Annotated in this window: 15 protein-coding genes; 5 read left to right on the top strand and 10 right to left on the bottom strand. The window is 59.6% G+C overall.

Going from position 1 to position 25,625, the window contains the following annotated elements; all coding sequences use genetic code 11:
• Positions 1-115: 115 nt before the first annotated feature.
• From D8U82_RS13430 to D8U82_RS13400, 7 genes are all read right to left on the bottom strand, one after another.
• Complete coding sequence (locus D8U82_RS13430; RefSeq protein WP_024014128.1) at positions 116-1,435, bottom strand: MFS transporter; 1,320 nt, start codon at positions 1,433-1,435, stop codon at positions 116-118.
• 377 nt (positions 1,436-1,812) lie between these two features.
• A complete protein-coding gene (locus D8U82_RS13425) occupies positions 1,813-3,141 on the bottom strand; it encodes a sigma-54 dependent transcriptional regulator (protein ID WP_016773449.1) in 1,329 nt (442 codons plus the stop codon).
• Positions 3,141-4,901 (bottom strand): ATP-binding protein, encoded by a 1,761-nt coding sequence (locus D8U82_RS13420; RefSeq protein WP_125925621.1) that lies wholly within the window; start codon positions 4,899-4,901, stop codon positions 3,141-3,143. The genes D8U82_RS13425 and D8U82_RS13420 overlap by 1 nt, the downstream gene beginning before the upstream one ends.
• An 84-nt stretch (positions 4,902-4,985) precedes the next feature.
• A complete protein-coding gene (locus D8U82_RS13415) occupies positions 4,986-7,628 on the bottom strand; it encodes an RHS repeat-associated core domain-containing protein (RefSeq protein WP_241668059.1) in 2,643 nt (880 codons plus the stop codon).
• The gene (locus D8U82_RS13410; RefSeq protein ID WP_241668060.1) at positions 7,618-10,311 is read right to left on the bottom strand and encodes an RHS repeat-associated core domain-containing protein; all 2,694 of its coding nucleotides are present in this window, start codon (positions 10,309-10,311) and stop codon (positions 7,618-7,620) included. Before D8U82_RS13410 ends, D8U82_RS13415 begins: the two co-directional genes overlap by 11 nt.
• Positions 10,312-10,397: 86 nt before the next feature.
• A complete protein-coding gene (locus tag D8U82_RS13405; protein WP_130902331.1) occupies positions 10,398-14,879 on the bottom strand; it encodes a SpvB/TcaC N-terminal domain-containing protein in 4,482 nt (1,493 codons plus the stop codon).
• A gap of 199 nt (positions 14,880-15,078) precedes the next feature.
• The gene (locus D8U82_RS13400) at positions 15,079-16,602 is read right to left on the bottom strand and encodes a fumarate hydratase (protein ID WP_024014122.1); all 1,524 of its coding nucleotides are present in this window, start codon (positions 16,600-16,602) and stop codon (positions 15,079-15,081) included.
• A gap of 486 nt (positions 16,603-17,088) precedes the next feature.
• On the opposite strand from D8U82_RS13400, the gene D8U82_RS13395 reads away from it, so the two are divergent.
• The 3 genes from D8U82_RS13395 to D8U82_RS13385 are packed head-to-tail and all read left to right on the top strand — an operon-like array spanning position 17,089 to position 19,901.
• Positions 17,089-18,195 (top strand): GGDEF domain-containing protein, encoded by a 1,107-nt coding sequence (locus D8U82_RS13395; RefSeq protein ID WP_073471934.1) that lies wholly within the window; start codon positions 17,089-17,091, stop codon positions 18,193-18,195.
• Positions 18,188-19,123: an iron-sulfur-binding ferredoxin reductase gene (locus tag D8U82_RS13390; RefSeq protein WP_130902330.1), complete on the top strand. Its 936-nt coding sequence runs from the start codon at positions 18,188-18,190 to the stop codon at positions 19,121-19,123. Before D8U82_RS13395 ends, D8U82_RS13390 begins: the two co-directional genes overlap by 8 nt.
• A 28-nt stretch (positions 19,124-19,151) precedes the next feature.
• Positions 19,152-19,901 carry an enoyl-CoA hydratase-related protein gene (locus D8U82_RS13385; protein WP_130888868.1) on the top strand — a complete coding sequence of 250 codons (750 nt, stop codon included), beginning with the start codon at positions 19,152-19,154 and terminating at the stop codon, positions 19,899-19,901.
• Positions 19,902-19,996: 95 nt separating this feature from the next.
• On the opposite strand, the gene D8U82_RS13380 is transcribed toward D8U82_RS13385, so the two are convergent.
• The 3 genes from D8U82_RS13380 to pyk all read right to left on the bottom strand — a co-directional run bounded on the left by D8U82_RS13380 (position 19,997) and on the right by pyk (position 24,460).
• Positions 19,997-21,289, bottom strand: coding sequence for a delta-60 repeat domain-containing protein (locus tag D8U82_RS13380; protein ID WP_130902329.1), 1,293 nt, complete (start codon positions 21,287-21,289; stop codon positions 19,997-19,999).
• A gap of 222 nt (positions 21,290-21,511) precedes the next feature.
• The gene (locus D8U82_RS13375) at positions 21,512-22,807 is read right to left on the bottom strand and encodes a hypothetical protein (RefSeq protein ID WP_130902328.1); all 1,296 of its coding nucleotides are present in this window, start codon (positions 22,805-22,807) and stop codon (positions 21,512-21,514) included.
• Between the two features lie 201 nt (positions 22,808-23,008).
• A complete protein-coding gene (gene pyk / locus D8U82_RS13370) occupies positions 23,009-24,460 on the bottom strand; it encodes a pyruvate kinase (protein ID WP_024014116.1) in 1,452 nt (483 codons plus the stop codon).
• 172 nt (positions 24,461-24,632) lie between these two features.
• Here pyk and D8U82_RS13365 point away from each other — a divergent pair, with 172 nt between their 5' ends.
• Both D8U82_RS13365 and D8U82_RS13360 read left to right on the top strand, forming a co-directional pair.
• Positions 24,633-25,019, top strand: a complete 387-nt coding sequence (locus D8U82_RS13365; RefSeq protein ID WP_125917090.1) for a tetratricopeptide repeat protein — start codon at positions 24,633-24,635, stop codon at positions 25,017-25,019.
• Positions 25,020-25,250: 231 nt separating this feature from the next.
• Complete coding sequence (locus tag D8U82_RS13360; protein WP_125917092.1) at positions 25,251-25,610, top strand: PilZ domain-containing protein; 360 nt, start codon at positions 25,251-25,253, stop codon at positions 25,608-25,610.
• The last annotated feature ends 15 nt before the right edge of the window (positions 25,611-25,625 follow it).

The following is a 25,625-nucleotide window of genomic DNA, read 5'->3' as shown; positions in this document are numbered from 1 at the left end:
GCATTCGGATGCAGCCATAGTGCAAGGACCCAGCGCATATTTCCAGCCAGACGCAAGACCCCGTAGGGTTCGTGGCAGGACACAGATTTTGTGGCCTGCCAGCGATGCGGTGCGATCAGTCAGTGACGATCCGCGAATGCTTCTGGGTGTCTTTCATGGTGATGTACACCAGCAGCGACACGGCAATGCACGCGGTGACGTACCAGTAGTAACCGGTTTCCATGCCGATGCTCTTGAACCACAGCGCGATGTATTCGGCAGTGCCGCCGAAGATCGACACGGTCAGCGCGTACGGCAGGCCGACGCCCAGGGCGCGGATTTCGGTCGGGAACAATTCGGCTTTGACCACCGCATTGATCGAGGTGTAGCCGCTGACAATGATCAGCGCCGCCATGATCAGGAAGAACGCGCCCCACCAGGTCTGGATGGTGTGCAGGGTCATCAGGATCGGCACGGTGAAGATCGTACCGAGCACGCCGAACGCGATCAGGATCGGGCGACGACCGATCTTGTCCGACAGGCCACCGATGATCGGTTGCAGGCACATGAACAGGAACAGCGTGGCGGCGGAAATGGTGGTCGAGTCGGAGATGCTCATGCCGACCGTGTTCACCAGATACTTCTGCATGTAGGTGGTGTAGGTGTAGAACGCCAGGGTGCCGCCCATGGTCAGGCCGACCACGGTCAACAGCTCTTTCGGGTGGCGCATCAAGGTGCGCATGGCGCTTTCCTTGGATTTTTCTTTCTTGGTGAACGACTCGGTTTCTTCCATGCCGCGACGCAGGTACAGCGCTACCACTGCGCAGAGCGCGCCGATGGCGAACGGAATACGCCAGCCCCACGCGTAGAGCTGTTCGGTGGTCAGCATGTTTTGCAGCACGATCAAGACGCCGAGGGCGATGAGCTGGCCGGAGATCAGGGTCACGTACTGGAAGCTGGAGAAGAAGCCGCGACGTTCCTTGGTCGCCATCTCGGACAGGTAAGTCGCCGAGGTGCCGTACTCGCCACCGACCGACAGGCCTTGCAGCAGGCGGGCGAATACCAAGAGGATCGGCGCGCCGATGCCGATGGTTTCATAGTTCGGGCTCAGGGCGATCAGCAGCGAGCCGAAGCACATGAGGTATACCGAGGCCATCAGCGCTTTCTTGCGCCCGACCTTGTCGGCGTACATGCCCATCAGCCAGCCACCGATCGGACGCATCAGGAAGCCCACGGCGAAGATCGCTGCGGTGTTCATCAGTTGCGCGGTGGTGGAACCGGCGGGGAAAAAGGTTTTCGCGAAGTACAGGGAGAAGGCGGCGTACACGTACCAGTCGTACCACTCGACCATGTTGCCGACAGAGCCGCTGAAGATCGATTTGATCCGGCTGGCGGTGGTTCTCGGTTTGGCCGGCACGGCAGCCGACCCAAGGGGCAGGGCGTTGGAGTTATCCATTGAAGGATCCTTCGTTTAATTGTTTTTGTGGAGCGCGTCGGAACGCAGCCTGCCAGGGCTATAGCAGGAGGTGTGCCAAGGGGCGGAGCGCCGGACTAGAGGGGGTGGCGGGGAGGAGTGAGCGGTTTTGTGCCGACTGATTGGGCTGCGTGAGCGGATTTCCGCTTATCGCGTGAAGATCAAAAGCCCCTCACCCTAGCCCTCTCCCAGAGGGAGAGGGGACTGACCGAGGTGTTCTTGTGGGTTACATCGACCTGCAATATCGAGTCGAATACAGATTCGGGAAAGCATGGAGATCGGCTCCCTTCCCCCTCGCCCCCTGGGGGAGAGGGCTGGGGTGAGGGGGATGGATTTCAGCTACACCACAAATCTCTGCCTCACTCCGCCAGAAACATCTCCCGACTCAACCCATGCCGCTGCATCTTTTCATTGAACGTGCGGCGCGGCAGTTGCAGTTCTTCGAGCACGGCTTTGACATCACCCTTGTGCCGGGTCAGCGCCGCGCGCAGGCATTGCGCTTCGAACGCTTCCTGCTGCGCCGCCAGCGATTGCCCCGGGTCGATTCCGGCGACCGGTTCATCAAGCCCCAGTACCTGACGCTCGGCAACGTTGGCCAGTTCGCGGACGTTGCCCGGCCAGTCATGGCTGAGCAAGTGACTGAGCTGCGCACCGGTCAACGGCGGAAAGGTCCGGCCCAGACGCTGGGCGGCGTTCTGGGCAAAGGTTTCAAACAGTAATGGAATGTCTTCGCGGCGATCACGCAGCGGCGGCAAGCGCAGTTCGGCGACGTTGAGGCGATACGCCAGGTCCTCACGAAAACGCCCGGCGCGAGCTTCGTCGAGCAGGTCCGGTTTGGTCGCCGCGACGATACGCAAATCAACGCGAATGCTCTGGTTCGAACCCAGCCGTTCGAGCTTTTGTTCCTGCAAGACCCGCAGCAATTTCACCTGCTGGGCCAGCGGCATGCTTTCGATCTCGTCGAGAAACAGCGTGCCGCCATCGGCGTATTCCAGCTTGCCGATGCGCTTGCCCGAGGCGCCGGTAAACGCGCCGCTCTCATGGCCGAACAGCTCGGCCTCGAACAGTTGCTCCGGGATCGCCGCGCAATTGAGCGCTACAAAGGGCTTACCGGCGCGCGGGCCGAAATCATGCAGGCAACGCGCGACCAGTTCCTTGCCGCTGCCGGTTTCACCACGGATCAGCACGTTGACCGGCAACGTCGCCAGATCCAGCACTTGCCGACGCAATGTCTGCAAACCGCGGGACACGCCGAGCAGCGTCGCATCGAGCTTTGCGCGGTTGTCGGCCAGTTCGTGCAGGGCGCGGTTTTCCAGGACCAGGCGGCGTTTGTCCAGCGCCCGGCGCAGGCTGCCGAGCAGGGTTTCCGGGCTGAACGGTTTTTCCAGAAAGTCGTAGGCGCCATCGCGCATGGCTTCGACCGCCATCGGCACATCGCCATGGCCGGTAAGCAGAATCACCGGCAGATCGCTGTCGCGCTTTTGCACTTCGGCGAGCAATTGCAAGCCGTCCATGCCGGGCATGCGCACGTCGCTGAGGATCACCCCGGCAAAATGTTCCGGGAGCGCGGCGAGGCATTCTTCGGCACGGCTGAACAACTGCACCTGAAACCCCGACAGGCTCAGCCACTGTTCAACGGCGTCGCGAATGCTGCTTTCGTCGTCGACCACCATCACCGAATTGAGCATCAGATGTGTGCCTCCAGATCGATTGGCAGGGTCAGGCTGAACACCGCGCCGTGGTCGCCATTCTCGACGCTCAGGCGCCCGCCGGATTCATGCACGATGGCGAAGGATACTGCCAGCCCCAGGCCGAGACCATCGCCCACCGGTTTGGTGGTAAAGAACGGATCGAACACTTGGCCCAGATGTTCCTCGGCAATCCCGCCGCCGTTGTCGCTGACGCTGAGCCGCCACAATTGTTCATCGGCCTCCAGACGGATTTCCAGGCGCTTGCAGGCTTTACCCTGCATCGCATCCAGCGCGTTGCGCAGCAAATTGATCAACACCTGTTCCAGACGAATCGCATCACCGCGCACCCACGCCGGGCGGGTCAGGTGCAACACAAGGCTGACTTGTTCGTCACGCAGGCGCGCATCGAGCAGTTGCAGCGATTGATCGACCACCGTCGCCAGATCCAGACGTTCGCGCAAACCGCTCGGACTCTTGCGGGCGAAAGTCTTGAGGTGGCCGGTGAGGGCGGCCATGCGCGTGAGCATATCGTCCACCGGTTTCAGCGCCTTGTAGGCGTCATCGACGCGGCCATGTTCGAGCAGCAGGCGCAGAGTCGCCAGTTGCATGCGCTGGGCGGTCAGCGGTTGATTGATTTCGTGGGCCAGTGCGGCGGACATCTGCCCCAGCGCGGCGAGTTTGGCCGATTGCACCAGACCTTCCTGCGCGGTGCGCAAGTCGCGGGTGCGCTCCTCGACCAGACGCTCGAGTTCTTCGCGATTGCGCTGACGGACCTTGGCCAGCCGCCAGCGCTGATTGAGAAACAGCAACAAGAACACCAGCGCCAGCCAAACGCCAGCGGCGGCCAGTGCGGCGTTGCGCAAATCTTCGAAGGCCACTTGCGGACGGCGCAACAGGTGCAGGGTCCAGCCTTCGGTCGTCAGCGGCAGCGATTCCCATAAATAGTCCGCCGTGCCCTGCGGACCTTCGACCCGGCGCAGATCGCTGTTGTCATCGAAGCGCCGTAGCGGCAAATGGGTCAGCGGCAGCAGCGATTGCTTGTCGTACTGACGCGTGGTTTTGATCTCGGCCAGATCATCGGCGCTCAACGGCCGCAAGGCGCGATAACGCCAACCCGGCTGATTGGCGATAAAGATGATCCCGCGCGCATCGCTGACCAGCAGCGTGTCGCTGCCCTGGCTCCATTCGCGTTCCAGTTCGGGAAATTCCAGCTTGACCACCATCGCGCCGAGAAACTCGTCGTGGTCACCGAGTACCGCGCTGGAAAGGAAATACCCGGGAATGCCGCTGGTCACGCCCACTGCGTAGAAACGCCCGGTGCCTTGGGTGCGGGTCTGGCTGAAGTACGGGCGAAAACCATAGTTGTGGCCGACATAACTGCTCGGCAGCCGCCAGTTGCTCGCCGCCACCGCCAGCCCTGTGCGATCCAGCAATTCCAGGGTCGAGGACTGCGCCGCACCGTTGATCTTTTCCAGCTTCACATTCAATGCCGCTTGCTGCGCAGCATCGACCGGTCCGGCCAGGGCCGAACGCAATTGCGGGTCCAGCGCCAGTACGGCGGGCAGGGCGCGATAGCGGTCGATCAGGGTGTGCAAGGAGTTGGCGTACAACCCCAGTTGCTGATTGGCGCGGGCCGCGTCTTCTTCCAGCGCCTGACGTTCCGCGTGGCGCATGGCGAGCGTCGCGGCAATGACCGTGCCGGCAATGATCAGCAGGGAATACAACGACAGACGCAGGGTACGGGAAGTCGGCAGCATGCTGGATCAAAGGTCGGCAGGACGGGCGGGCACGATAGCATGGGCCGAGATGGCCGGGCGCGCTGTTCGCGCCGGCCGTGTCTGCTAAACAGCTGTCTCCTGTACCTGACGTCGATGCACAAGATTCAACCTCGGCTTCGGCACCGGTCTTGCCTGAGGTTCGGCAGCGAGCGAGCGCTCCAGTTGCTGCAGGCGTTCAGTCACGCCTTGCGCCTCGCTCGGCGCTTCGATGATTACCTGTGCGGTTTGCATGACCTTGTCGATGGCTTCGAACGGGTCTACACCATTCCTGGACAGCTTCATGACCTGACGCTGTTTTTCTGCATCCAGTGCGTCCAGTTGGGCATAAAACATCTTCTGGATGTGCTCGGAGTAGCTGTTGAGGTTATCCGTGAAGGTCTTGATGCTGTCGATAAGCGCAGCACCTCCATCAAGAAGAGCCCCCGCGCCGTCGACGGCTTTTGCAGCGCCGTCGCCCAGCGTTTTCAGCCCGTCCTTGAGCTCTTGGGTCTGCAGTGTCTGCGCTGCTTTCAAACCTTTCTTGAAGAAGTGGTAACGCAATACCGGAAACACTATTGCCCCCGCGATTGCCCCTGCGCCGGAACCGATGGCGTTGCCGATTCCGGGTACCACGGTGCCGATGACACTGCCGATGGCGATGCCTTTGCCGATACCGTAAAAGAGCGATTTGATGCCGGCCCGGGAGGTGATGAATTTGCCGAACGTCATGCTTTTGCGCACCTCCTCGATGTTCTGGCCTTCAGGAATCAGGCCATCGAACTCGGTGGTCAGGTTGTGCAATTGCTCCGCCGCAGTTTGCGCTTGATCAAAAATACCCACCGCTTTTCTGATCAGGTCAAACACCACTTTGAAGGCACCGGTCTGGTCGACATGAATGATCGGGTTGTTACCGACGAATCCATACAGATTCAACCCATCCACATCCCCCGCCGGATCGGCACTGACCCAACGCTGCAACCACGGCGCGTAATACCGGGCGCCGTAGTAGTACAAACCGCTGACATCCATTTCCTTGCCGGAATATCGGATGAAGCGGTATTCGATTTCCGATTCCGGCGCCATCCACGCGGTTTCGCCGAACGGGTAATAGCCTTCTGCGCTGGTGACCACAGCGTTTTCATTGAGCTCCATTACGCAAGAGCCGAGGTGGTCTTCGAGGGTGTAGCGCATCTGGTCGTCTATCGGCACTGAACGTTGCGCCCAATGCAGGCAGCGCGCGTTACCGAGGCTGATGATGTGCAGCTCCTCGCCGTTGTCCTTGCTGCGAATTTCCAGCCCCGGCAAGTAGCGCACCTGGTGGAAGTGGCGGACCTTGTCGGTAAACCATTCATGACATTTGAGGACCCGCTGGCCGGCGCTGTACTGGTAATACTCGGCATCGTTATCGCCGTCCTGACGGATAACCAGATCCACGCGCTCCAGCTCATCACGCCTGCTCCATTGCAATGACGGACCGTGGCGCAGCTTGCGTTGATTGCCGTGCGGGTCGAACCAGGTGCAGAAGTCCGGCGGCTCGTCGCCTGTTTGCCAGCGCACCCCGCGATTGCTTTTCTGGTCGATGTACATCGTGCGGGTACGACTGTTGCCGTCGCGCTGATGACGCAATTCGGTCAGATTGCCGCCATCGTCGTAGCTATACGTCTGCGTGTAATTGAGGCGGTTTTTCTCGTCGGGCGGTCGCGGCAGGCCGGGAATGTCCGGGGGCAGCGCGTCGTCATGACCGGTCGCGCGGATCAACCGGTACAGGGAGTCGTAGCTGAATTCGCGGTGGCCGTCGACCCGTTGATTGGCGAACCAGACGGGCTCGAAGGCGTGGTCTTCGATGCGAGTGATGTTACCGACGCGATCGTAGAAATATTGCAGATCCTGCAATGCGGGTTGGCCGGGCTTATGGCTGATCCGGGTGCGCAAGTGTCCGTCGGCTGGATCGTAGGTCCATTGGCTGAGCACCAGGTTGCCGTCCTGTTGCTCGATGATCTGGCCATTGGCGTTGTAGTGCGCAGCCAGCAATACGTGGTGCCGTTCTGTGCCTCCGATCAGCAGATCCACTGTTTTAAGCTGTCCTGCGACTCCGTAGCGCGATTGCCGGCAATGCCCGCCGGCGTCGGTTTGCTCGAGCATGGTACCGAGCGGGCTGAATACCTGATGGCTGGCGAAAGATGCGCCGTCGTGAAACAGGCGGGTCTCTTGCAGTGGTTGGCCGGTGAGAGCGTAGCTGGCAACTTCGAACGAACCGGAGGCATCTGTCCGTTGGATCAACTGGCCACGGAGGTTGCTACCTGTATCGGCAGAACCGTCGGCATAGGTGAAGGTATCGAGCTGTGTCTTGTCGTTGCCGGTCATCTCGAGCTTCACCACGCGCAGTTGCTCGTCGAACGACGACTGCCAATGCTGGTGGCGGCCGTCCCATCGCTGCACTGGCTCGCCGGCCAACCCGGGCAGCATCAAACGCTGGCCGCTGTCAACGCTGGCGGTGTACAGCGCATCGCCGTTCAGCGCGTAAACGGTGCTGACGTTGGCAACGGCCAGACGCGGATCCTGCTGCAGTGCCAGACGGCCGGCCAAATTGTATTGCTGGCGAGTCACGAGGGCTTTGGGGGAGGCGCCGGCCAGGTTGCGCAGGTAATCGACCTGCCGGACAGTAAAGCCTCGACCGTCAGTGGCCGATAAGGACGGCGTGCGCAAGTGCATGGTTTCATCGTCCATTTTTAAACTTGGCAACCAGTGGACTGCCAGTTTTTTTCGATGCCAGATGTCGCTGCCTTGCCAAATACTGGTTGTCCGTCGACCCCATCTCTTTGTAATGCGCGAGGCCGGCCTGCGCTTGCGCGATGTTCGCAAGTACAGCCCGGTTCCTTTGCTGCAGGCCGGAACGCGTGATGACCGCCAACGTTTCGCTGGACGTGTTGCTGTTCGCATTCGGCAGCACATTGGCGGGCGAAACACTGTCAACGCCCAGTGCATCAAAGGCATTCTCTGCCCATGCAGACCGTTCTTCGATGGCTGCTTTCCAGTCGCTGAGCATTTTCTCGATCTTTTCGATTTTCACCGGGTCGAGGCGGTTCTTGATGTCCTGTGCTTCCTGCGCCCGACTTCCCATATTCAGTGCGCCGGGAATGATGGCGATTACCGATCCGAATACTCTGTTCATCAAAAACACTGGGTTGGTGATCGCATTGAGTGCTGGATGGAGCAGCTCCCTCCTGAAGTCTTTCCAGGAGTTGATCTCCCTGACCGATTCCTGAATTCCCAGACTTTGATCAATCGCGCTGACGGACATCTGCGAGGTCTGCGGTATCAAAGGACCGACGCGAAGCCTGACATGGTCAGCCAGTGGTTCGCCAATAGCTGCGGCGACATCTCCACCGATGTTGCCGCCGATCAAGCCTGAGGGTTTCAACACATTCGGCTTTACTTCAAGAGCGGGGATCATGGTGTCAAATTGCGTACCACCGATTGATCCACCCTCATAACCGATAACGCCTCTGAGGGTTTCTCCCGCCAGATTCATTGCCATGCTCAGTGCAACATCCTGATGAATGATGTTGTGCAGCTGTCCCAGTACTTCTTCGGAATGCCCTTCCACGGCGGATGCGAACGCCGAATACAGCATGATCACGCCTTCTGCACGCTTGTTGCCGTCCGGATCGATGAAACGGATCGGGTTATTTCCCACGAATGCATATAAATTCAGGCCGTCCGCCTGCTCGGCGTCAGTACTGACCCAACGCTGCAACCACGGTGCGTAATAGCGGGCGCCGTAGTAGTACAAACCGCTGACATCCATTTCCTTGCCGGAATATCGGATGAAGCGGTATTCGATTTCCGATTCCGGCGCCATCCACGCGGTTTCGCCGAACGGGTAATAGCCTTCTGCGCTGGTGACCACAGCGTTTTCATTGAGCTCCATTACGCAAGAGCCGAGGTGGTCTTCGAGGGTGTAGCGCATCTGGTCGTCTATCGGCACTGAACGTTGCGCCCAATGCAGGCAGCGCGCGTTACCGAGGCTGATGATGTGCAGCTCCTCGCCGTTGTCCTTGCTGCGAATTTCCAGCCCCGGCAAGTAGCGCACCTGGTGGAAGTGGCGGACCTTGTCGGTAAACCATTCATGACATTTGAGGACCCGCTGGCCGGCGCTGTACTGGTAATACTCGGCATCGTTATCGCCGTCCTGACGGATAACCAGATCCACGCGCTCCAGCTCATCACGCCTGCTCCATTGCAATGACGGACCGTGGCGCAGCTTGCGTTGATTGCCGTGCGGGTCGAACCAGGTGCAGAAGTCCGGCGGCTCGTCGCCTGTTTGCCAGCGCACCCCGCGATTGCTTTTCTGGTCGATGTACATCGTGCGGGTACGACTGTTGCCGTCGCGCTGATGACGCAATTCGGTCAGATTGCCGCCATCGTCGTAGCTATACGTCTGCGTGTAATTGAGGCGGTTTTTCTCGTCGGGCGGTCGCGGCAGGCCGGGAATGTCCGGGGGCAGCGCGTCGTCATGACCGGTCGCGCGGATCAACCGGTACAGGGAGTCGTAGCTGAATTCGCGGTGGCCGTCGACCCGTTGATTGGCGAACCAGACGGGCTCGAAGGCGTGGTCTTCGATGCGGATGATATTGCCGATGCGATCGTAGAAATATTGCAGATCCTGCAATCTGGGGTGAGCAGTTTTCTGACTGGTGCGCGTATGCAGGCGTCCGTCGGCCGGGTCATACGTCCACTGACTCAGGACACCGTTACCGGCCAGTTGCGAGGTGATCTGATTGTTGGCGTTGTATTGCGCATCCAGCAAGACCTGCGTGACTTTCGTCTCGACTTGCAGCTCCATTTGCCTGAGCTGCCCGGCAAGACCATAGCGCGATGCTCTGTGATGGCCGCCGGCATCGGTCTGTTCAAGCACGGCGCCAAGCGGACTGAACACCTGATGGCTGGTGAACGCTTCGTTATCGTGAAAAGTGCGCTTTTCCACCAGTGCCTGTCCGGTGAGGGCATAGCCGGTGATGTCCAGCGAACCTGACGGATCTGTCTGCCGGATCAACCGGCCGCGCAGGTTGGAGTCTGCTTCGGCAGAGCCTGGGGCGTACGTGAAGGTATCGAGCTGATTTTCGCCGTTTCCCGAAACTTCGAGCTGCACCACGCGCAATTGCTCGTCGAAGGTCGACTGCCAGACGTGGCCGCGCTCATCCCAACGGTGTCCGGGCTCCCCGGCCCTGCCCGGCAGCAGCAGGCGCCAGCCGCTATCCCGGCTGTTGGTAAACACGGCGATATCGTTCAGCGCAAACACGCTGGTTGTGTTTGCTGTCGGCAGGCGCGGATCCTGTTGCGCGACCAGACGCCCGGCGACATCGTGGCGCTGGCGAGTCACGAGAGCTTTCGGCGTGTCACCCGCCACGGTACGCAAATAAGCGACCTGACGGACTGGCAGGCCACGCCCGTCGCTGACGGTCAGCGAAGGCGTGCGCCAATGCGCGGAGGCGGTCATGAGCCTGACCCACGCGTAGACACCAGCTCTTCAGCGGTGTCGTTGAAGTCCTCACTGGCGTGATACCAAGGATGATAAGTCTCGCGGGAAAAGTCGCCCTTGGCGTTGATCAGCTTGATCGGACGCCCCGTTGCGTCATAGAACAGCTGATCGAACAACCCGAGTTGGCGCAGCGATTGATCATTGACGTAGCGGTGGGTGTTGGCGAAAAACGGCCGGTATTGGCGCTGCGGCAGACCTTTGTTGTTGTATTCGACGCGTTCACTGATGCGCCAGCGTGTCTGCGTCGGTTGCTCACCTTCTTCGATCAGCAATTGACCATCCTCACCCACCACATAAGCCAACCCCGGATCGACCTTCTGCTGGGTTTGCAGTACCCGACCAAAGCCGTCGACGCAGGTTTTGACGATCTGGATCTGCGCCTTTATGGCGTCGTAGGGATAGCGGTCGGCGCTGAGCACTACGGTGTGAACCGGTTCTCGGTAAGCCAGTTCAATGGCCATGAGCAATTGCTGGTCTTCAGGCGTCGGGCCGGGATTTCGCGCAAGCCGGCGACGTGCGCTGGCACGGATATGCCCGCCGGGCAACAGGTCACCTTGCTTGATCGCGCGGCTTTGAAGTGTGGAGGCGGGTATCAGGCCCATCCAGCTGAAAAGGTTTTTGTGCAGAGTGCTCGCTGCGTGTCCTACGGTATCTTCCGGAAACTGAATGGCGTATTCCGGACTGGGATCCGGCAAGGTCCAGTCATCGGTCAGCTTGTCGAATCCGGCAGGTTTGCCGTTCTCGGTACCGTGAAAGCTGATGATCAGTGGCTGACCGGAAGGCTCGTAGATGACTTCTTCAGTGTTGTCATTGGCGTCGGTGATTCGCTTGGGTTTCAGGGCGTGATAATCGAACTCCGCGACCTGGACGGCACAACCGTCGGGCAACTCCATGCGCATGACTGTCAGATGGTGTTGATCGTATTCGGCTTTGGTCACGCCATGGCTTGGCGTTTCATTGAAATCGAGCACGTTGTAGAACGCCTGCAAGTCGCCGTACCGGGCCAGATTGAACCGCGACGACCAGAGGTTTGGTTCCTCGCTGGGCGGTGCTTCGAACAGCAGCGCCATGGGTGAGTAACCAATTGCCGCGAGGGCCTCGCGGATATTCAGGTCCGGCACAATGCTGTAAGCGTCCAGCGCGGTTTTATCCAGCAGGGCAAGCTCCAGAGAGTGCGACAGCGCTTCGAATCCGGCGACGCCGTCATCCAGTTCAATACCCTCTACGTCCACATAACGCTGTATGGATTGCGAAGTCAGTACCCTTTCCATGGCCCATTCTTGCGTATCCTGCAGCTCTCTCAGTGATTCGAAAGACACCCGTGCCGGGTTCAACTCCCCGGGGAGCGTACCTTTGGCCAATTTCAGCGCATCGCCCCGTTCCAGATACGGCAAGCCCAATCGCCATTGCTGTGGCTCTGGCAGATTGATCAGACGTGCACGGGTTTCACTGATGTAAAAGTATTGCTGCGCCTCGTCGTGAGCGTCGGACCACCATTGATTCAGATGGTCTTCGGTGAAGGGGGGCGGGCTCTGGGCGGTCAACCTGCGCGCATAGCTCACCGTAAGTGCGTGGGTCGCGGCGCCATAAGCGTTCCAGCGCAGGGTGACATCGTGGCGGCACAGCGGGTCGTTGATAAAACCGTCGTACTGATAGCTGATGGCTTCGACCTGAAGGGGCAGCAGAACGGCTGCGGCATATGGCCCCTGTGGCCGCACCTCGCGAACCAGATAGCGCTTCTCTTCTACCGAGTACAGTGCGGCTGCACCGGGCGCCTGCGCATCGGCGCGGTAGGGAAAAATTTCTGTTCGAGCGACCGAGCCAACCAGTGCCTGCGCAATCCGATAGCGACTGTCGGACTCCTCCGGAGTGACGGGCTCATCGATTTCACCTTTGGGGTGGTAACGACTGAACAGGGTTTCGCCCAACGGGCAGGCGTCCACATCCGCGCTGAAATAATCGTCGCGGGAGCGATTGATTTCCTGACCGTTGTGAAACCAGGTGCATGTTTGCACCGGCTCGCTGAAGCCAGGCTCTGAAGGATCGGTTCCAACCTCGCAGTCAAGTTGCTGCAAGTAGCCGAACCCGCGAAATTCCCTCTCCCTGCCGTCGTAGAACCCTTCGCGCCAAGTGAACGACTGGGTCAACCGGTTGCCGGTGATCTCGTCGTGCTGCTCCTGCTTCTTCACCACGGCCAGCGGAAAGGGCAGGTGACATACCGGTGCACGCTCAAGTGCCAGCAGCCGCTCCTTTTCATCCAGCCATTCCTGAGCCGAGCTGCGATAAGTCACGCTGCTGGAACAGCCCATGTTGTTGTTACTGTTGACCAGCAGGTAGGGCTTGGCTGCAACAAAATCGTAGCGCCAATGCCGCGGCTGGATATGCGGCACCGTCAGAATCAGGCTGGCGCAACCGAGGCCTTGCAGGTCGGCGAAACTGACCTGGCACAAACGGTCATAGCGCACGCCTTCAGGCCACGGCACGCTGACGGGAATCTGCTCCAGGCCGTTGCCGCCCCGGTTCAGGTAAATGTCGAACCCTTCGGATTTGAGATAGATCAATGCCGGCGCGCCGGAGCCATCGAGATCGGCCAGACGTACCCGCGAGGCGTCGAATTCTTCATGGGTGAAGGGCAGGGCGCTGATCTTGCGACCTTGACCGAATTTGCCATGACCAAGATTCGGCCAGCAGCGGACCTCGTCATGGCGGATGCGGCACAGCTCGGGCATGTCGCTGCCGAGCAGGTTGCCCAGAAGCACCAGTTCGGTTCGCGAGTTGCTGAACACCGGCAGACGGTCGTCTGCGTATTCATGGGGTATTTCCTGTGCGGCGGCGAAGCCTTTTTCGCGCAGGCTGGCATAGAGGCGCACGCGGTCGGGGCTGATGCTGGCCGCTGACATCAGCCCGTCGCCGCTGAAATCCCCCATGGTCAAAGTCAGATCCTGGTGTTCCCGGGGAAACTTGTCGAACGCGCTGAACAGTTCGAATTGCCGCTGCGCATTCAGCGCATGAAACCCGCAGTAACCCAACCGGGCGATGATCAGGTCCAGGCGGCCGTCGCCGGTCAGATCAAGCAGTTGCGCCACGGCGCGGTTGCGATCTGCCACCGGGATCCTGTCCAGCAAAACCCATGGGCCGTAACCGATCAGTTCGGTACCAGGCGCCGCGCGTAGCGGTTCTCGGTAATACCAGGCGTTGTCGTAGCGGCAGAGAAAGCCCGGCACGCCCTCGCCATACAGATCAACGCATTGATAGAACCCGCCGTCTTCGATGCCCGGTTGAGTCTCGTTTTCCAACAGGCGTGCAGGTGCCTTGTTGATCTCGAAGGGCGAGTATTCGAACTCTAGCGGCGGTGAGTGCTCGACATTGCCTTGCGCATCGAAGGCCTGATAGTGCGCCGCGCTGATCTGGCTGTAGGCCCACTGCGCAGTGTTCTGGATCGGTCGATATTCCAGCAGCAGGCGACGTGCAAGTTTTGCCTCTGTCGCCAGGCCCCCGGGGAAGTGATGAAACATCAACACTTGCTGGCAGAGCCTGCGGGTGCTCAGCTCAAAACCCTGGCCATAGGTGGAAAATGGATCAGGTCGCAGCCGCCAGTGGTTCACTTCCTCGTAGCTCGGAATCTCTGTCAGCGAATTGCTGCGTTCGCCGTAATCGAACACCAGTTGAAAATGCCATGGCAGATCCGTCGGTCGGTCAGTGTCCCAGCTGTAAAGGTGATCGCTCGCCGTGGCATTGCCGTAACACACTCGTCGCAGATAGCGCTGGGCGCGGTAGTCGTGAATCGGGTCTTGCTCGTCAGGCTGATCGTCGGCCTTGTACTCGTAGCAGATGTGTTCGCCATGGGCGTTCATGCTTTCACACAATAGCCAGCTGCTGATGCGTGATGGGTCGTCGGGGTCGGCACGGCGTGAGGCGGTGGTTTTGCCGTAGACATGCAACGTACCGTCGGCGCCGTGGATCAGCCAGAAAGGGGCTCCGCCGTCAGCCGGATGCCAGCATTCGCGCAGGGAAAAATCACTTTCGATCCGCGCCCGGTAAGTCACGACGTTGTGTTCGGCAATGGGGCGGTCTCTGTAGCTGTGTTCCGTGCGCGACTTCAGGTTTCCGGCATCATCGAGCTCTGGCATCCACACCTCGCCGTCATGCCCGATGATTTCATCGTGCTCGGTATAACGTGGAACACCTTTGTTGGTGCGGCGGCTGATCTGGCTCAGGCCCAGGTGGCAACCAAGGCCAAACGAACCGTTACCGCTCTGGCTGTTGATTGCCAAGGGTATTTGCGGACCGTAGCCACGACCGCTCGATAGCGGGATCAGCAATTCGCATCCAGCCGAGGCGGTCGGCCCAACGGCGCTCCAGCTTTTGCCGATGGTGGCGATCGATGAGCTTCTGGCGATGGAAGGAGCTGTGATGCTGAGGTCTTGATCGGCCATGGTCGAATCCATTCGCGCTACATAGGGCGTATGGATAGACGCTAACAGGAGTGGGCCGCTAATGGACCTGTCAGATCTGACAGGTGCGCAAGATCGTTTTCTGTGCTTGGGCGATTCTTTTATCGCAATTGGTTTGAACACACAAAAACGGCCGGGGCATCTTCGCGGATGCACCGGCCGTTTTCATGACACCAGAAGCTTACTGCACTTCTACCGCTAGGCTCTCGCTGATCTTCTGCTGCCAGATCGCCGGGCCAGTGATGTGTACCGACTCACCTTTGCTGTCCACCGCTACGGTGACCGGCATGTCCTTGACCTCGAACTCGTAGATCGCTTCCATGCCCAGCTCGGCAAATGCCAACACCTTGGACTTCTTGATCGCTTGCGCAACCAGGTAAGCGGCGCCGCCGACAGCCATCAGGTACACGGCCTTGTTGTCCTTGATCGCTTCGATCGCGGTCGGGCCGCGCTCGGATTTGCCGATCATGCCCAGCAGGCCGGTCTGCTCGAGGATCTGGCGGGTGAACTTGTCCATCCGCGTTGCGGTGGTCGGGCCGGCCGGGCCAACCACTTCGTCACCGACCGGATCAACCGGGCCGACGTAATAAATGAAGCGACCTTTCAGATCCACCGGCAGGGTTTCGCCCTTGTTGAGCATCTCGACCATGCGCTTGTGCGCGGCGTCGCGACCGGTGAGCATCTTGCCGTTGAGCAGCACGGTTTCGCCCGGCTTCCAGCTCTGCACCTCTTCCGGGGTCAGGGTGTCGAGGTTGACGCGACGGGCCGACGGGCCGGCTTCCCAGACGATTTCCGGGTAGGCGTCCAGCGGTGGCGCTTCCAGCGAGGCTGGACCGGAACCGTCGAGCACGAAGTGCGCGTGACGGGTGGCGGCGCAGTTGGGGATCATGCACACCGGCAGCGAGGCGGCGTGAGTCGGGTAATCCATGATCTTCACGTCGAGCACGGTGGTCAGGCCACCTAGGCCCTGGGCGCCGATGCCCAACTGGTTGACCTTCTCGAACAGCTCCAGACGCATTTCTTCGATGCGGTTCTGCGGACCACGGGCCTTCAGCTCGTGGATGTCGATGGACTCCATCAACACTTCCTTGGCCATCACTGCGGCCTTCTCGGCGGTGCCGCCGATACCGATACCCAGCATGCCCGGTGGGCACCAGCCGGCGCCCATGGTCGGCACGGTCTTCAATACCCAGTCGACGATCGAGTCGGACGGGTTGAGCATGGCCATTTTCGACTTGTTCTCGGAACCGCCGCCCTTGGCCGCCACGTCCACTTCCACGGTGTTACCCGGGACGATGGAGTAGTGAATTACGGCCGGGGTGTTGTCCTTGGTGTTCTTGCGAGCGCCTGCCGGGTCGGCAAGGATCGATGCCCGCAGGACGTTTTCCGGCAGGTTGTAAGCGCGACGCACGCCTTCGTTGATCATGTCGTCCAGGCCCATGGTGGCGCCATCCCAGCGCACGTCCATGCCGACACGGACGAACACGGTGACGATACCGGTGTCCTGGCAGATCGGGCGATGGCCGGTGGCGCACATGCGCGAGTTGATCAGGATCTGCGCCATCGAATCACGGGCCGCTGGCGACTCTTCGCGCAGGTAGGCTTCGTGCATCGCCTGGATGAAATCCACGGGGTGGTAATAGGAAATGAACTGCAGGGCGTCGGCAACGCTCTGAATCAGGTCATCTTGCTTGATCACGGTCATGAGTCGCGCTCCTCTGAAAACGGTGGGGAAGCTACAGGCTTCTAGCTTCGAGCGGCAAGTTAAAGCATTACGCGGACAGCTTGAGCTTGCCGCTTGAGGCTTGCGGCTTATGGCTGTCCCTTTGTGGCGCGACGCTAAAAAGGCGCGGCAGTATACCGCGCCTCGGTGGTGGGGGCACATTGGCTTTTGGTCGGATGACCCTGTGGCGAGGGGATTTATCCCCGCTCGGCTGCGCAGCAGTCGTAAAACCTGTGAGCTCAGTGTGATTGACCGGTTGCAAGGGGCCACTTCGCAGCCCATCGAAGATAAATCCCCTCACCACAGGGACCTGGTGCGGGCATCAATGCAGCTCAATCAGGTCATGCATTTGACGTCAATTTTCGAGCCCGAAAATCGGTGGTCATTTAGCGACCGGCCCTCTAAAGTGGCATCCGGTCTGTAGAGTAGGACACTCGGTCAGCCTCCTATCGCACGGTGAGTCAACGATTGACCCATAACGCCATTCAACGCCTTTTGCTCAAACGCTTCGCCCTCGCTGCGGCCACCTACGGATTGGCTTTGCTGCTGCTGTGGCTGGCGTTTTTCACCGGGCATTACCAGCAATCTCTGAGTGGCGTGGCCATCGGCAGCGCTCTGGTGGTCATCAGTCAGGCGAGCCTTTTCGCCATGTTCTGGAGCGGGCGCAACCAGCGCTTCGCCGACCCCAGCCTGACCGAAGCGCAAGTGCTGATGGGACTGGGCTGGCAGACGTGGCTGATCGCCCATGTCGACGAGGCACGCGGCGCTTTTCTGGTGTTTTATGTGCTGATCCTGCTGTTCGGCCTGTTCCATCTCACCCGACGGGTGTTCATCCGCTGCGCGCTGCTGGTGTTCTTCAGTTTCTCCGCGATTACCCTGTGGGACGCTTACCACTTCCGCTTGGCCGAGCCTGCGCTCGCGGCGTTGCAAGTGTGCATTCTGGCGATGGTTTTGGCGTGGCTGGTGCTTTACGCACGCTTTGTCCAGGTCTCGCGGCAACGTCAGCGTCAGCGCCGGTTTGCCTTGCAGGCGCATCAGGACACCCTGCGCGGGATGATGCGCCAGCTTGAAGACCTGGTCGCCACCGACGAACTGACCGGGCTGTTCAATCGCCGGCATTTCCTGCGCATCGCCTCGCGCGAGCTCAACGCGTTGGACAGCGACGTAATGCACGGGCTGGCGCTGATCGATCTGGACCACTTCAAACGCATCAACGATCTGCACGGCCACGCCGCCGGCGATCAGGTATTGCAGGCGTTTGCCGGTGTGGCGCAAGCCTGCCTGCGCGACGGTGACGTGCTGGCGCGCTATGGTGGCGAGGAATTCGTGGTGCTGGTGCCCGACTGCGATGCCGAACGCCTGACTGCTTGTTGCGAGCGTTTGCGCATCGCCTTCAGCGAGGTGGAATTGATGGGCCTGCAAGTGCGCAACCTGAGCCTGTCGGCGGGCATGACCCTGCTGTCCGTTGGCGATGATCTGGATGAGGCGTTGCAGCGTGCCGATCAGGCGCTGTACCGGGCCAAGCGTGACGGGCGCAATCGCTGTGCCGCCGCGTGGGAGAACGTCGATGCCTGAATTGCGTGTCGGTGATCGGCAGTGGACGGTTGAGGCTGGGAGCAATCTGCTCGATGCCCTCAACCACAACGGCGTCGCCGTGCCCTACAGCTGTCGCGCCGGCAGTTGCCACGCCTGTCTGGTGCAATGCATCCGAGGTGTGCCCAGCGACAACCGCCCGGATGCCTTGAGTGCCGAGCAACGTCAGGACGGTTGGCGCCTGGCCTGCCAATGCCAAGTGGTCGAAGACTTGCAGGTGCATACCTTCGACCCGATTACTGACGGTCTGCCGGCCTTGGTCGAAGCGCTGGACTGGCTCAGCGACAGCGTTCTGCGCCTGCGCCTGACCCCGCAGCGGCCGCTGCGTTACAGCGCCGGTCAGCATCTGGTGCTGTGGATCGGCCACATCGCCCGCCCGTACTCGCTGGCGAGCCTGCCGCAAGAAGACCGCTTTCTGGAGTTTCACCTCGATTGCCGCCAGCCCGGCGAATTCGTCGATGCCGCCCGCAAGCTGCAGATCGGCGACTCGATCCGCCTCGGCGAGCTGCGCGGTGGTGCTTTGCACTATGACCCGGACTGGCATACGCGCCCGCTGTGGCTGCTGGCCGCCGGTAGCGGTTTAGGTCCGTTGTTCGGTGTGCTGCGCGAAGCCTTGCGTCAGGATCACCAAGGCGCCATCCGCGTCATTCACCTGGCCCATGACGAACGTGAGCACTATCTGGCCAAACCCCTTGCCGCACTGGCTGCGCAGCGGGAAAACCTCAGTGTCGAGCTGTGGACCGCGGCCGAGTCGGCCGCCGCTTTGGCGCAACTGCGCCTTGTTTCCCGGCAGACCCTGGCCTTAGTCTGCGGCTCGACGGCCAGTGTCGACGCCTTCGCCAAGCGTCTGTACCTGGCCGGATTGCCGCGCAATCAACTGCTGGCCGACGTGTTTGTGAGCCGTGGTTGAGCGCTGATTTTCAGACGCGAGACACGCCATGACCGAAGCCATCCTGCTGGAACGCGAACGCGGTTTGCTGACCCTGCGCCTCAACCGCCCGGGCAAGAAAAACGCCCTGACCCGCGCCATGTACAGCCGCCTCGCCGAAGCACTGAAACAGGCCGACGGTGACCCGGCAATCAACGCCGTGCTGATCACTGGCAGTGCCGAGTGCTTCACCGCCGGCAACGACATCGCCGACTTTATCGAGCAACCGCCGAGCGACCTCGACAGCCCGGTGTTCCACTTCATGCTTAACCTGCTCGAATGCCGCAAACCAGTGATCGCCGCCGTCGCTGGTGCAGCGGTAGGCATCGGCACGACGATGTTGCTGCACTGCGATCTGGTCTATGTCAGCCGCGACGCCAGGCTGCGCATGCCGTTCGTCAATCTCGGATTGTGTCCCGAATTCGGTTCCAGCCTGATCCTGCCGCGTTTGCTCGGGCAGGCGAAAGCGGCTGAGTTATTGCTGCTTGGGGAAGGCTTTAACGGCGAACAGGCTGCGCAGTGGGGGATCGCCACCGAAGCGCTGGACAGCGGTGAAGCGGCGTTGAGCAAGGCGCGAGAAGTGGCGCTGCGGTTTGATGAATTGCCGGCCGAAGCGGTGCGCATCAGCAAGCAATTGATGCGAGCGCCGGATCGGGATCTGCTACGCAAGGTGATCGAGGAGGAGGGTGCGTTGTTCACCCAGCGCCTGCGTTCGCCGGAGGCGGTGGCGGCGCTGATCGGATTTGTCCAACGGCATTGAGAGCGTCGTTGGGCCAATCGCTTTCGATAAGTCACCCCACCTTCTGGATCACCTGACAAAGCGTCCCGCCGTTTATACAGCGGGACTCCCACCTATCAGGCGTGGTAGCGCAACAGTCCGATTTTTCCGTCAGGCAGGCGAGCACAAATCAAAATCTTGCCGTCTTCCTGTAATGTCAAACCAGTTGCTACGTGCAAACCGCTTCCCAACTCAGTGCGAACCCAGCCGTGCGGATAATTGAACGATGGGTCGAATTGCTCATCGATAAATCGCGCGATGACAATATATCCTTCATTGTCACTTCTGACTCCCCCGGCAACTACAGCTTTTCCGTCCGCTTGAATACGTCCGACTAGCCAAGTGGTGAAAGCGCTTTCCTCAAGTTTGGTAAAGAGGGGCTTGCCGCCATTGAATTCACCGTCCGGCTCACCATTGGCCTTGATGCTGATCAGTACGGCGGGTTCGCCTGTTGTATAACCTACACCCAGAATGTGCTGGTTGGGTTGCAATACCATGCTGCGAATCAGAAGTGAATGCGCATCGCTGGCGATAGTAACGAAACCACCCTCACCAAATGTCCTATCGAGCTTACCCGAGGTGTCGTAACGCACAAACATGGCCGAACTGAATGGATCTGAAAGTTCCCCGACATTGCCGCATCCAAGATATTTGCCATCAGCCTGTACCATTAGATTGAGCAGAACGGTGTTACCAAGCAAATATCGGGGATGAATTACCGCGATGTAGCCAATCTGATTGAAATCCGTATCCAGCGTTCCGTTTTCGTTGAGTCGGATAATCAGGCCATGGCTCTGCTGCCAGTCGAAACTGTAATAATGGGACGCAAGTAGTTTGCCGTTGGGCAAAACTTCTACACTGAGCGGTGTGGCGGCGTTCCCCTCGAAGGATTGAGGCTTGACTGTAGAGGGGGCTACGGCCGGTGGCGATAAAATTATATCCAGTACGGTTTGGCCGTTTGTACCGAAATCCGTATCCGGCTGACCTTGAGCGTCGTAGCGGCAAAAAGCCGCGGCGTTCTGGCCTGCAGAACCTTTAACAATACAATGCACAATTATTTTTCCGTCAGGCTGGATGGTTAAGGACTGCACTCCATTCGTGCTTAGTGCAAAACCCGGAAAATTACCTATGACCAACCCGGACTCACCAAAATCGGTGTCCACTTTACCGTCACTCAATAGCCGGCCGAGTATGTATTGGGTCGGGAATGGCACAGGTTGAGCTGCTACGAAGTAAATTTTTTTATCCGGGCCGATCTCCACTCCGTGGATGCTTGCTGACGGGTATGGCGGCACGGTAATCATCGCGACCCCATTTTCGCCAAAATCAAAATCCAGGGTCCCTGCACTGTTTGATGTTTGTATGTTCATTGTATGGTCCGTGATCGATGGTTTTGGATGAGAGCGCCATTGTTCGCCGGAGGCGTTTGCGGCGTTGAGCAGGTTTTTTCGGTGACGGTCAAGACGCCTTCGCGAGCAGGCTCGCTCCCACGGGGGAACGCATTTCAAAGTTGGGAGCGAGCCTGCTCGCGAAAGGGGTTGACCAGACCATAAAACTCTCAATCAGGGGCAGCCGGTAAACTCGTCGCCAGGTCACTCGATCAATCCACGGCCGACGCATTGAACCCGTTGCCCGTCGACTTGCCTTTGGCCGAGGAACGTCATTTTACCTTCACCGATTGCAACCCCAGTCCAGATCCCCCTCTCCAGGTCGAACACTCGCCAGCCTTTGCCATCCGCAAAATCCGTGTCCAATTTGCCGTCATCGGTGAATCTGGCAATAACATGGTTAAAACCAGAGGACACTTGACTCAGCCCGGCAACAAGTATGTGTCCGCTGCTCTGGATGGACGCGTCAAGCCATAAGGTGTCAATGCCTTGCAGTCTGCTCAGAAGTGGTTTGCCTGCGTTGAACTGGATGTTGGGTTTGCCGTCGGATTCCCGGCTGATCAATACGCCATGGTGTGCAGGCTCGGTATACCCAACGGATAACAGCCGCTTATTCGTCTGCCCGATAACTTTCAAGACATTGACGCTCAGCGAGTTCTCTATCGGATCCATCACTTCAAAGCCATCAACGGCGAACGAGTCATCAATTTTCCCGGTAGCAGTCAAGCGGTTGAGTACTGCCCGGTAAGGATCATTGCCACGTACACAGCCCGCGAGCACGTAGGTCCCATCCTGTTTTGCCAATAGATCGTATAGCTCCGTGTGAGTGAAATTCGGGTGGAGAACATAGGCGATTTCTCCCTCGTTAAATTCAATATCCCGTGTGCCGTCAGGCAAGAGTCGAATGACGGCTGTCGCCACTTTGTTTCCATCCCGATCTACGGTGGTATGCAATACGATCTTGCCGTCAGGCAGAACGGTCGACCGCTGGCTAGCGGTTTTTGAGTTCGCTGCGTTGGGTAGTTGCTGGTGCTTCTGATGTGCCGTGTCGTCATCCGTGAGGTAAACAGCGACTTTGCCGGTTTCGTTGAATGCCGGATCAAGGTTGCCAGCGACGTCGAGACGCACGACTCCTATGGCACGCTTGAGGTTAGCCTGAAAGAAACTGCCGATGAGCAGCAGTTTGCCGTCGGCCTGTTCCACTATTTCGTTAGCGAAGGAATGCGATCCTTCTCCGTCCTCAAATTGACCGGTTACGTAGCCACTTTGGCCAAATTGAGTGTCGTGTACGCCATTGCTATCCAGTCTGATCAAGTAGTAGGCATCACCGTTCGATTGGCCTACGCTTCCCGCGATATAGGTGCGCCCTGATTTGTCGACCATCACCCCCCGCAGGACAAGGTTTCCGGAAAAATCGGGAGGTTTTTTCGGAGTGGCAACGCCCTGATTGCCAAACGTTGGGTCGAATTTACCTGGCGAGATGTTTGCCGCAACGTCCATCTTCAATCCTCCTTGATCACGACTCGTGTCCAGTCTTGAGTGGTTGGGTGGTGAGGTAGCACGCTAGTCAAGAATGGCTCTTGCAACAACTGACAGAACTGACAGTTGACGTTCTGTGAAAACTGGTTTTCAGCGACATGCAGACAACAAAAAGCCCCGCCATTCACATGGCGGGGCTTTTGCGTTTCAGCGGCCGGTCACTCAGACCTGCGGATCACCGACATGCAGGATCTTCATGCCGTTGGTGCCGCCAGTGGTGTGGTAGCTGTCGCCCTTGGTCAGGATGACCCAGTCGCCTTTTTCCACAACGCCGCGCTTGGTCAGTTCGTCGATGGCTTTCTGGCTGACTTCGTGCGGTTCCAGCGAGGCCGGGTCGAACGGGATGGTGTAGACGCCACGGAACATCGCCGCGCGGGCCTGGGCTTCGCGGTGCGGGGTGAACGCGTAGATCGGCACCGAGGAGCGGATACGCGACATGATCAGCGGGGTGAAGCCGCTTTCAGTCAGCGCGATGATCGCTTTGACGCCCGGGAAGTGGTTGGCGGTGTACATGGTCGCCAGCGCGATGCTTTCGTCGCAACGGCTGAATTCCTTGCCGATGCGGTGGCTGGACGTCTTGCCGGTCGGGTGCTTCTCGGCGCCGACGCAGATGCGCGCCATCGCCTGCACGGCTTCCAGCGGGTAAAGACCAGCGGCGGATTCTGCCGAGAGCATCACAGCGTCGGTGTAGTCGAGCACGGCGTTGGCCACGTCGGACACTTCGGCGCGGGTCGGCATCGGGTTCTGGATCATCGACTCCATCATCTGCGTCGCGACGATCACCGCTTTGTTGTGGCGGCGTGCGTGCAGGATGATTTTCTTCTGAATGCCCACCAGCTCGGCGTCGCCGATTTCCACGCCGAGGTCGCCACGGGCAACCATCACTGCGTCGGAAGCCTTGATCAGGCCATCGAGGGTTTCGTCGTCGGCCACGGCTTCGGCGCGTTCGATCTTCGCCACCAGCCAGGCAGTGCCGCCGGCTTCGTCACGCAGTTGACGGGCGTATTCCATGTCGGCGGCGTCACGCGGGAAGGACACTGCGAGGTAATCGACTTCCATTTCGGCGGCGAGCTTGATGTCGGCCTTGTCTTTTTCAGTCAGGGCCGGCGCGGTCAGACCACCACCGCGACGGTTGATGCCTTTGTGGTCGGACAGCGGGCCGCCGATGGTCACCACGCAATGCAGCTCGGTGGCAGTGGCGGTTTCAACACGCATCACCACGCGGCCATCGTCGAGCAGCAGCTCGTCGCCCACGCCGCAGTCCTTGACCAGATCCGGATAGTCGATGCCGACCACTTGCTGGTTGCCTTCGGTCAACGGATGGCTCGTGGAGAAGGTGAACTTGTCACCGATCTTCAGCTCGATCTTCTTGTTGGCGAATTTGGCGATACGGATTTTGGGGCCTTGCAGGTCGCCGAGCAGGGCGACGAAGCGGCCGTGCTTGGCAGCGAGGTCACGCACCAGTTTCGCGCGAGCCTTGTGCTCGTCGGGGGTGCCGTGGGAGAAGTTCAGACGGGCAACGTCCAGACCAGCCAGAATCAGCTGTTCGAGAACTTCCGGCGAGTTACTGGCCGGGCCAAGGGTAGCGACGATTTTGGTACGACGGACGGACATGCAAAGACTCCTGAGTTCAAGCGCAGGCAGAGGCTACTATGCTCGAAGGGTGTAGTCATTGTTCGAATGCACTACTTATCGTTTTCTTTATTGAACGTGGCAACTTCGGGACAAACGCGCCTGAAGATTTTCGACCAGGGGTCGATACAGAGCACAAGACAGGAGAACCCCCATGCGATTGTTGCCCATTGCCGTCCTTGCCCTCAGCGTCCTCGCCGCGACGGGCTGCACCCGTTGGTCGATGAACCATCATTTGAACAACGCCTACAGCGCCTATGAACGTGGCAATTGCGAGCAGGTCATGCTTGAACTGTCCAAAGTAGAACGTGCCAGCCGCGCCCGCCCGTACGTGTGGCCGGAAGTGTCGATGATGCGCGGCCAGTGCCTGGAACGGCAGAAGCTGTACATCGACGCGGTGCAAACCTACCAGTTCATCATCGCTTCGTACCCCAACAGCGAATACGCCTACCGCGCCCGCGCGCGTCTGGAAACCTTGCAGAGCCTGGGCCATTACCCGACACGCAGCGCCGCTGCGGTGGTGCGGCCGACACGCTTCTGACGGTACTGTCGTACAAAATCTGGCCGTCTGTACAAGCTCCGCTATAGTCAAGGAAACCGCTTGCGAGGCTTGTCTCGATGGCGGCGCAACACCTGCGACTGGCAGTGGTAAAAGTGACGGCGATTGTCGCGACCGTCACACCGGAAGCGGGGAGAGCGGGCCTGCCTACAGGCTCGTTCCGAAGCACAGGTGCGGCTCCCTGGCGGAGCCCTGCATGGCGTACAGCACATCATGTTTACCGACCGCCGGATCGAACGGCACCAGTTGCCGTATTACCTCAGAGTGTTCAATAGCATCACCGACAAACCCGTCGGCTTTCTCGGCAACGTGTCTGCGGACGGGCTGATGCTGATCAGCCAGTTGCCGATGATGATCGGCGCAGATTTCCAGTTACGCCTCAAAGTCCCGGCCCGCGATGGCAGCCAGCAAGTCATCGATTTCAGCGCCTGCTGCGTGTGGTGCCATGAAGACGCCACACCGCTGCATTACGACGCTGGTTTCATCCTGCGGCGTGCGCCGGCGGAGTTCGGCGAGCTGGTGCTGGCGCTGAAGCAGTACTTCAGTTTTCAGCCGTTGCCGGCTTCTGCCTGAACAACAAAAGATCGC

Origin of the sequence: Pseudomonas sp. Sample_23 (assembly GCF_004307595.1) — a bacterium.
In the GTDB taxonomy this organism is placed as follows: domain Bacteria; phylum Pseudomonadota; class Gammaproteobacteria; order Pseudomonadales; family Pseudomonadaceae; genus Aquipseudomonas; species Aquipseudomonas atacamensis.
This window is presented reverse-complemented; position numbering and strand designations above follow the sequence as displayed.